Here is an 8,559-nt window from a genome sequence, read left to right on the forward strand (position 1 = left end):
CGCCTGTTTCAAGGCGTTCCTTTTTTGCGCTGTCTTTTATCTGATAGGAATCTTCACAGGAACGGGAAGGTCCGCCACCCGGGTGAAGTTGGGCTTGAGCCAGACCTCCGGCGCCTGATCCGCCGGAATCGGGACTGTCTCGAAAAATTCTCCCGACGCGCTGCCATCCAGATATTCACCGGAATCCGGGTCCTGATAGGTGAAGGAAGAGCCGGAAGAGGAAAAGGACTGCTCCTCCCCGTTTTTATCCAGATATCCGTCCCAAAGGCTGTACATCAGACCTTCCCGATACTGCTTTACCCGGAATGTCAGCAGATTTCCGCTGTCAAGCCGCTGAATCCCGGCGAGCTCCGCGCCGTTCGGCAGAGGGTCGTGTTCCCCCGTGACCAAGTTCAGTCGAATTTTTTCCCGATCTTTATCCAGCCAGCGCACCTGTGCAATGTAAAGCGTTAGCTCTTTACTTTCACTGAAATACGTCGAATCCATCCAGTACGTCACGGTAGACGGGGAGTCTTCGTCTCCGCTGGCGGTAAGCCCGTTGTGTACCGGGTCGAACCGCTCGCCCCGCTCGTTTTCCACGTAAAACTCTAAACCCCTCAGCCACGCGGTATTTTCCGGGACATAGCCGAAGTCCAGCCGCAGGTGGGTGGGATAAATCTCCGCCCGCTCCAGTGTCAGCGTCTGGTTGTCGATTTGGAAGGTCTGTCCAACCTCCACGATCTCACCTTGGGCAGTGAACCGGGGATCGATGGAAAGGTCAAAGGTGAACGTAGTCAGAATGTCCGGTTCGCGGACGTGGGGAGAGAAATATACTTCGTCCATAGACTCTTCGTTGGTCTTTGGCTCCGCCCCGTCATTTTTATAGATGTTCTGATAGACATCCAAAAGCAGGGTCAGGTGCTCCGGCACATCCAACTCCATGAAATTCACTGTCATCTGACGCAGTTCCCCGTTGGGCGTGCCGTATGACCCGCTGGAGCTGCCATATCCGCCTTTGTCGTCTGGCAGCTTTATGCTGGCGTCCGCTTCCAGTTCTTCGTATCGGTCGGAATCCAGAGAGTAAAAAATCTCCAATTGTTTCTGGTCAACAATCAGATATTCAACCCGTGCGGTGATTCCATCCTTGCTTTGCTCTTGTCCCACGGGTTGCACGTAGTCATGCTCTACGGCGGCAGAAAGAGACGGCGACCACGACACCGCCCTCGCCAGCTCCCGCAGCACCGGCACACCGCCACAGGCCCGGGCAAAGGGCGGAAACAGGTTCACCAGCAGCATAAAGCCAAGAAAGCACGCCGCAAGGCTCCCGGCGGGAACGCCGAAAAGGCGGACGCGCCTGCGGGCTTTGCCGCTTCGCTTCAAGGCCCTTGCTACCGTATATTCAAGCTGCGGTGGCTCCGCAATTGAAGCGCGCAGCGCCGCGTATTCCTCATTTCGATTCATGGTTCTCCCTCCTCCAGTTCCAGTCTGAGCAACGCCAGCGCTCTGCGCTGGCGCGTAACGACGGTTCCCTGCGGGGTGCTTAATGCCCGTGCGGTCTCCGCCAGCGTCAAATCCCCAAAGTACCGCAGTGCAATTATCTGCCGTAACTCCTGTGGAAGACGGGCCACAGCCTCTCGCAGAGGCAGCGCGTCGTAGTCAAAGTCCTCCCCCATCTCCGGCAGATATTCTTCCGGGTGCTGTCGCTTCAGCCGCCGCAGCTCCCGTCCACACTCGTTGATAAGAATGCGGGTCAGCCACGTTTCAAAATAGTCAGGCTCACGAAGCTGGTGGAGGTGCCGCAGCGCCTGATACACCGCTTCGTCCACGGCCTCCAAAGCCGCCGCCTCGCCCCCCAGATACGCAAAGGCCGTGCGATACAGCCGCGCCCGCAAGGCCTCTGTTCTCCGAACAAATTCTTCCCGGTCCACCCGATCCCCCCTCTCTAACCATTAGAGCGTTCATCCGCCCGTTTTGATTTGCCCCAACGGTAATTTTTTTTATAACAAATAAGGAGCCGGCACGGGAAAACTCCCGTACCGGCCCCGGCTAGCTCCTGTTTGATTCACGCCTTGGGATGGGCCTTGTTGTACACGTCCTTGAGCTGATTTTTCACCACATGGGTGTAAATCTGTGTGGAAGAAATGTCCGCATGGCCCAGCATCTCCTGAATGGAGCGCAGATCTGCCCCATTTTCCAGCAGGTGGACGGCAAAAGAGTGACGCAGGGTGTGGGGCGTGATGTCCTTTTGAATCCCCGCCTTGTCCTGATAATACTTTATAATTTTCCAAAAACCCTGACGGCTCATACGCTCACCGTTCATATTCACGAACAGGGCTCGCTCGTCCATATCCGCAATAATTTCCGGGCGGACACTCAGCTCATAATCCCGCAGAGCCTTAACCGCCGCAGGGTACAGCGGAATAATGCGCTCCCGGCCCCGGCTGGCGCAGCGCAGAAAGCCCGCCGACAAATTCAGATCGTCCACATCCAGCGCGATCAGTTCGCTGACGCGGATGCCGGTGGCGTACAGCAGTTCCAGCATGGCATGATCCCGGAAGCCCTTGGTGTCCATACAGCGGGGCTGCTCCAAAAACAGCTCCACTTCCTTGCTGGTGAGAATTTCGGGATACCGCCGTTCCGCCTTTGTAGCGGTCAGTCCCCGTGCGGGGCTGGCCGCCATGGAGCCGGAGGAAACCATAAAGCTGTAAAAAGACTTGACAGCGGCCAGAAAGCGCGTTACGGAGGCGGCAGATTTGCCCTTTGTATGCATCCAGTCCATATAGCGCTGAACCATCTCCGGCGCGGCGCGGCGCAGCTCGCTGCCCTCCTCCACATGGAGGAACTCCTGAAATTGGGTCACGTCCCGCAAATAGGCGGACACTGTATTGACGGAGGAACCTTTCTCCGCGGTCAGATATTTTTCATAAAGCTTGAGGTAGTCCGCCGCCACAGTGAAAGCCCCCTCTCCCGACACCGCTTGGAATAACCTTTTTCGGCACGGGTTTTTTTTAATTTTATGTCACCGAAGAATCATTCCCAAAACCCAATTTAAAAGCCACGGGGTCACCAGCAGCTCCGTCAGCACCCCGGCGGACAAAACCGCGCTCACCACCGCAAGCCGAAGCCACCATGCCTTGTCATAAACCGGGGGTGAGGGCCTTCCGCCCTTTTCAAGAGACAGCGCTGCCAGCGCCACGGATTTTTCCAGCGCCGGGACCGCCACCGCAAAATAACAAGGAAGCGTGATCAGACACCGCAGGCCAAACACCGCCAGCGCCAAAAGCACGCCGCCGGGGCCGAAAGCCGCCGTAAGACAACACACGGAAAACGAAAGAAAAAAGCCGTATGCCCCTGTGACCACCGGAAGCAGCGCCGCGCCCACCGAGGCAAAGCCCAGCAAAAACGCCAGCAACGGATAGCGAAAATAGACCGCCAGCGCGGAAAGCACCGTCCTGCCGGTTGGCTCCGGAGGGGTGCTCAGTGAAAAATAGCCGTTTAAATACTCCGTCAGCTCTCTGGCTGTTTCCGCACTTACGCGGGCAGAAAGAACCTGTCCCAAAAACAGGCCCACAAGAAAACAGGCGGCTAACAGCAACAAGCGGAGCCACGGACCGCGTCCGCTCCGCATCAGGCGGCGACCGCCCACCGACCCCACAAACAAAGCACCTCACCTCACGCAAATCTATGCGGTAGGCGGACAGGTTAGAAGTCGGTTAACGTAAATATTGTCCCTACTAATATATTGCTTTTTTTCAAGAACCGCAAGGGCTTTTCAGGAATCCTCTATTTTTTGTAAACTATGACAAAATGTTATGTAAACAATGTTATGTAAACTCATTAAACCAAACATTTATAAGATCCCTTTCATCGGCGTAAACGTCAAGATGTGGGGTCCGCCCATGAGCGGACCCCACTACATCTGTGCCGACATACCATCCCGCTTTTCAAAGCCTTAATAAGGCCGTCTTTGGAAAAATCTGAAAGAATCCCAAAAATTTGGTGAAAATCACTAAGGCTGCACTAGCTCCTCTTCCCTACCTTTATCCGGCGACCAGGCGCGGAGCGGGATTGCTTTTTCTTTTTGCTCCGTTTTCGACCCAGCATCGCCGCCAGCAAGCCCCCCACCAGCGCCGCTGCCAGCAAAATAAAGCTTCCTCCAGACCAGACCAAGTCGTCGCAAAGCAGTACTCCACCCAAGGTCAGCGCAGCCGCAAAAATTGCCGCGGACCCCAGCGCAGCCCACAAAGGCCCCACCTCTGTACGGCGAATAGACAGTGCCCCACCGGCATAGGATGCCAGCACTCCGCTTGCCGCCTGAAAGCGGAACGCCATCTCCTCCGGCATGATCCCCTCCAGGGTCAGCAGCGCCAACAGACATTGAAACCCGATGTAAAGTCCCAGAGACAGCGCCGCCCCCTCTAAAAATCCTGCCCATCCGGGCATTTTTCGTTTGGCCATAAAAAGCCCTCCCCCGTCATATGCTCTTTGCCAGCATATGACGGGAGAGGTTTGTTTATGAGGGGTAGTCCCGGTTTTGCCCCAACGGTTTTACACCTCGGGGTCCCAAGACTTCTTTTCGCCGTCTCCGGAAGGCTGCTCGATCTCAGCAGACTGCTCCTCTTCGGCGGGAGCAGCAGGCTCTTCAACAGACTTGCTCTCCTGCTTCTGCTTGGCCTTGGGGTCGGTAGAGGTCTGCACGCCGGTGGTGGACACGGCCCACTTGGTAATTTCCATGCGGACGCGATCCTCACTGGTTTCAATAATAATCGTGTCCTCGTTCACCTGCACGATGGAACCCACGATTCCGCCGATGGTGGTGAGCTTGTCACCCTTTTTCAGACTGTCGCGCAGCTGCTGGGCAGACTTTTTCCGCTTGTTTTCCGGACGGATGATCATGAAGTAGAACACGCCGATCAGAACTACCAGCATCATGATTGTTGTAGGATCCATAGGGCAAATACTCCTTTGTGTTATCAGAATGAATTTATTATATCCAAAGCAGCCAAAATTTGCAAGCCCTTTTTCAAGGCTTACACCCGCTGCTCCAGTTTACCGCTGTATTTCTCCCGGAACGCGTCAAATGTCCCGGCATCCAGCGCGTCCCGGATTTTGCGCATCAGCTCGTTATAGAACCAGAGATTGTGCAGCACGGACAGCCGCAGGGCCAGCACCTCGTCCGCCTTAAACAAATGGCGCAGATATGCTCTGGAAAAGCTGCGACAGCAGGGACAGCCGCAGCTCTCGCCCACCGGGGCAGGGTCCGTCTCGTACTTCCGATTCATGATATTCACCGTCCCCTCCCAGGTGAACAGCTTTCCATGCCGCCCATTGCGGGAAGGCATCACGCAGTCAAAAAAGTCCACGCCCCGGGCCACGGCTTCGATGATGTTGCTGGGGGTACCCACACCCATGAGATACCGGGGTTTTTCCTTGGGCATGTGGGGTTCCACCGCGTCGATGATCTCGTACATCACCTCCGCAGGCTCCCCAACCGCAAGGCCGCCAATGGCGTACCCATCGCAGTTGAGCTTGGCAATTTCCTCCATATGCCACACCCGCAGGTCCGCAAATGTGGCCCCTTGATTGATACCGAAGAGCATTTGCTTGGGATTCACTGTGTCCGGCAGTGTGTTGAGCCGCTCATGCTCTGCAATGCACCGCTCCAGCCACCGGGCCGTCCGTTTGCAGGATGCTTCGGCATATTCGTGTGTCGCGGGATTCTCCACGCATTCGTCAAACGCCATGGCAATGTCGCTGCCAAGATTGGACTGAATTTGCATGGACTCCTCAGGTCCCATGAAAACCCGATGCCCGTCAATGTGGGAGGCAAAGGTCACGCCCTCCTCTCGGATTTTCCGCAGAGATGCCAGAGAAAACACCTGAAATCCGCCGGAATCCGTGAGAATCGGGCCGTCCCAGCCCATGAACCTGTGCAGCCCGCCCATCTCCCGCACAATTTTGTCGCTAGGCCGCAGATGCAGGTGATAGGTATTAGAAAGCTCGATCTGGCAACCGATTTCCTTGAGGTCCAAGGCGCTGACGCCGCCTTTGATGGCACCCTGCGTGCCCACATTCATAAACACCGGGGTCTGGACCTCGCCGCCATGGGCGCAGGAAAACACGCCGCGCCGCGCCCGGCCCTGATACGCAATCACTTTAAACATGAATGGCTCCTAATTCCTGAAATATTAAGCGGCAAAGCCCCGCCCAGCGAAACCGCGAGACCGCTCTTCTCGTATATGCAGTGCATACGCATGTATATCCGATGCATATGCAGAATTGAGTATGCATTCCGTCCGCCGTCGGATGAATATGACCTCCCATGCGTTGAAAGCTTAGCACGGGGACAGCTTGAAATGCCGGACTGCAAGCCCACATTCTCATCTTTCTGATTATACACGGAAGCGCCAGACTTTGCAAGCATGGCATCAATCCTCCGTTTACGAAGCCGATCTCGTCAACAAGTATCTGTTTGGGTTTTACTTTGCCCGGCAGTATATTCTACATCAGATCTCCCCTGCCCACCGACCCTTCTTTTACTGTCAGGGCAGTTTTATCGTATCACCGAGGGTGAAAAAGCTCCGCATCCTTTTCCAGCCAAAGAAGGATGCGGAGCTTTCCTGTTGATTTTCCTGTCCGGAAAAAAGAAGTCAGCGATGAACCCGGAACCGACGGGCAACAACAATGCCCACAATCAAAAGCAAAACGGCTGCCGCCAGATAATAATATATCTGAATGGACGTGGTGGTAGTTTCCTGTTGGCTCCCGATGCCCTGCGGGCGATTTCCGGAAGGTCCTCCCCCCTGCCCTCCGCCTCCGGCAGGAAAGCCTTGCCCGAAGGTCAGCGTATCCTCCTGCGCGGCACTGTCCTGAGTTGTACCGTCCTGTGAAGCAATCTCTCTAGATTCTGACGAAGTATTTTGATTCTGAGTCTGACCTCCATTTTCCGTGCCTTCGGGAGGAGCAGTTTGCATACCGTTCTCTTCCCCGCCCTCCGTATCGCCGGAAGCCGAAGGCTCCTCATCAAATTGTCTGTCCGCCTGTGCATCCGTCTGCTGCCACCCCGGACGGGAATTTTCTCCGCCGCCCATGCCACCTGCATTGGAGCCCATGCTTTTTATATCAATCGCGGAAGCGTCCACGAAGCTTGAGCTGTCCGCCGTTTGATTCTCGCTGGTGGAGGGAATGGTTCCGTCAAGCTGGCCCTGTACGCTCTGGGCCCGCAGCAGGCAGAAGCTTTTGAGCATTGCCGAGGCTTCGGTAAATTCCTCATAGGTGCAAAACGCGGTGGGGTCCTTTTCAACATAAGGGGAAATCAGCGCAATGGCACTGTCAATCATTTGCTCAAACTCACCGCTGTCAAAATAGCTGGAAATGAATTCTCCGAAAAGCTGATGGTACAGCTCCAGATAGGTTTCATTTTCAAGCAGCTTTCCCAAAAGAGGACGTTCCTCCAGCGTGGTGCCGGAAACCGGGGTGTCAATCGGAAAATTCACAAGCGCCGTGGTGGAGGTCGTTCCGCTTTGGGAATTTCCACCGCCTGAAAAAGCGCCAAAGGCGAGGTTATAGTCCCAGGCAATCATGGAAAGCATCCCGTCTTTTTCGTAGAGATAATAGTTGTGCATCATGCTTCCGGTATAGCTGTCAAAATTCAGCACGAAGTTGTGTACGACGAAATATCGCAAAACTTCTTCAATATTGACAATTTCCTCAAGGTTTTCCCCCGTTGAAAGCTGCTTGAGGGTGGAGATCAGCCGGTCCTTATCGCTATCGGTGATATCAAAAACGGCATTGTCAAAAATATTGGAATAGCTGTCGTAGTCGTCATCCGAGTAGACCAGCGCCACATCGGTACTTCCACCGCCCATGCCGCCTTGATTTTCAGCAGAGAGCGCCGCACGTTCGCTGCTATCCCCAGTGTCCTGATTCGCCGCCGTGTTTTGTTCCGTGTTTTCATCCGCGGCTTGCCTGGTCTGCTGCTCCACGTCGGCATCCGCGGTTTGCCCGATCTGCTGCTTCGTACTTGCATCGGTGGTTTCCTGCGTCTGCTGCTCCGCGTTTTCATCGGCAGTTTGCCGGAATTGCCGGCGGTCGTTTCCTGCGGGCATTTCTCGGGTTTCACCATTGCCCCCATTGCCGCCGCCCATCATATTCATGCTGTCGGGCTTATAAATCTGCCCTGAATCCGAGCCATAGTTTCGGCTGGCGTAGGCGTCTTCAATCCCTTCCACCGCCAGATACAGGCCCCAATCCTCCCCGTTGACGGTGATATAAATGAAGCTGCACAGGGGAGAATCTGCGTCAAACGCGTTCATCATCTGATAGCTGATATAATCCTTCAAATAAGTATTGTCCTGCGCAATGTTGTTGAGGGCCAGCTTATCCAGCCCATAATAGGTTTGGCCCGTCTGGTAATGGTCAAACTCAATTTTAAAGCTGTATCGGTCGGAATCCGAGCTTACAATGCTGGAAAGAGAGGAGTTTCCCTTGGTGCGCAGGCCGATGTTCTTCACCGAATTACCGTCCAGAACAACGCTGGCGGCAATATATTCTTTATCTGAGGCGTTGTCCAGCATCTCC

8 protein-coding genes are annotated in these 8,559 nt (G+C 54.9%); all 8 read right to left on the reverse strand.

Annotation, left to right across the window (positions count from 1 at the left end; all coding sequences use genetic code 11):
• Nucleotides 1-36: 36 nt before the first annotated feature.
• Complete coding sequence (locus B2W96_RS08140; RefSeq protein WP_293009789.1) at nt 37-1,440, reverse strand: DUF4179 domain-containing protein; 1,404 nt, start codon at nt 1,438-1,440, stop codon at nt 37-39.
• Nucleotides 1,437-1,907, reverse strand: coding sequence for a sigma-70 family RNA polymerase sigma factor (locus B2W96_RS08145; protein ID WP_293009790.1), 471 nt, complete (start codon nt 1,905-1,907; stop codon nt 1,437-1,439). The genes B2W96_RS08140 and B2W96_RS08145 overlap by 4 nt, the downstream gene beginning before the upstream one ends.
• A 134-nt stretch (nt 1,908-2,041) precedes the next feature.
• Complete coding sequence (gene xerD, locus B2W96_RS08150) at nt 2,042-2,929, reverse strand: site-specific tyrosine recombinase XerD (protein WP_293009791.1); 888 nt, start codon at nt 2,927-2,929, stop codon at nt 2,042-2,044.
• A 69-nt stretch (nt 2,930-2,998) separates the two neighbouring features.
• Entirely contained in the window at nt 2,999-3,607 is a 609-nt protein-coding gene (locus B2W96_RS08155) for a stage II sporulation protein M (RefSeq protein ID WP_293009792.1), read from the reverse strand.
• Nucleotides 3,608-3,999: 392 nt separating this feature from the next.
• Nucleotides 4,000-4,437 (reverse strand): hypothetical protein, encoded by a 438-nt coding sequence (locus B2W96_RS08160; RefSeq protein ID WP_293009793.1) that lies wholly within the window; start codon nt 4,435-4,437, stop codon nt 4,000-4,002.
• 90 nt (nt 4,438-4,527) lie between these two features.
• The gene (gene yajC / locus B2W96_RS08165) at nt 4,528-4,929 is read right to left on the reverse strand and encodes a preprotein translocase subunit YajC (RefSeq protein ID WP_293009794.1); all 402 of its coding nucleotides are present in this window, start codon (nt 4,927-4,929) and stop codon (nt 4,528-4,530) included.
• 80 nt (nt 4,930-5,009) lie between these two features.
• Nucleotides 5,010-6,143, reverse strand: coding sequence for a tRNA guanosine(34) transglycosylase Tgt (gene tgt / locus B2W96_RS08170; RefSeq protein WP_293009795.1), 1,134 nt, complete (start codon nt 6,141-6,143; stop codon nt 5,010-5,012).
• Between the two features lie 486 nt (nt 6,144-6,629).
• The coding region (locus tag B2W96_RS08175) for a CotH kinase family protein (RefSeq protein ID WP_293009796.1) at nt 6,630-8,559 on the reverse strand (1,930 nt) is incomplete at its 5' end.

It is taken from the genome of Oscillibacter sp. UBA6647 (assembly GCA_002455655.1).
Classification (GTDB): Bacteria; Bacillota; Clostridia; order Oscillospirales; family Oscillospiraceae; genus Oscillibacter.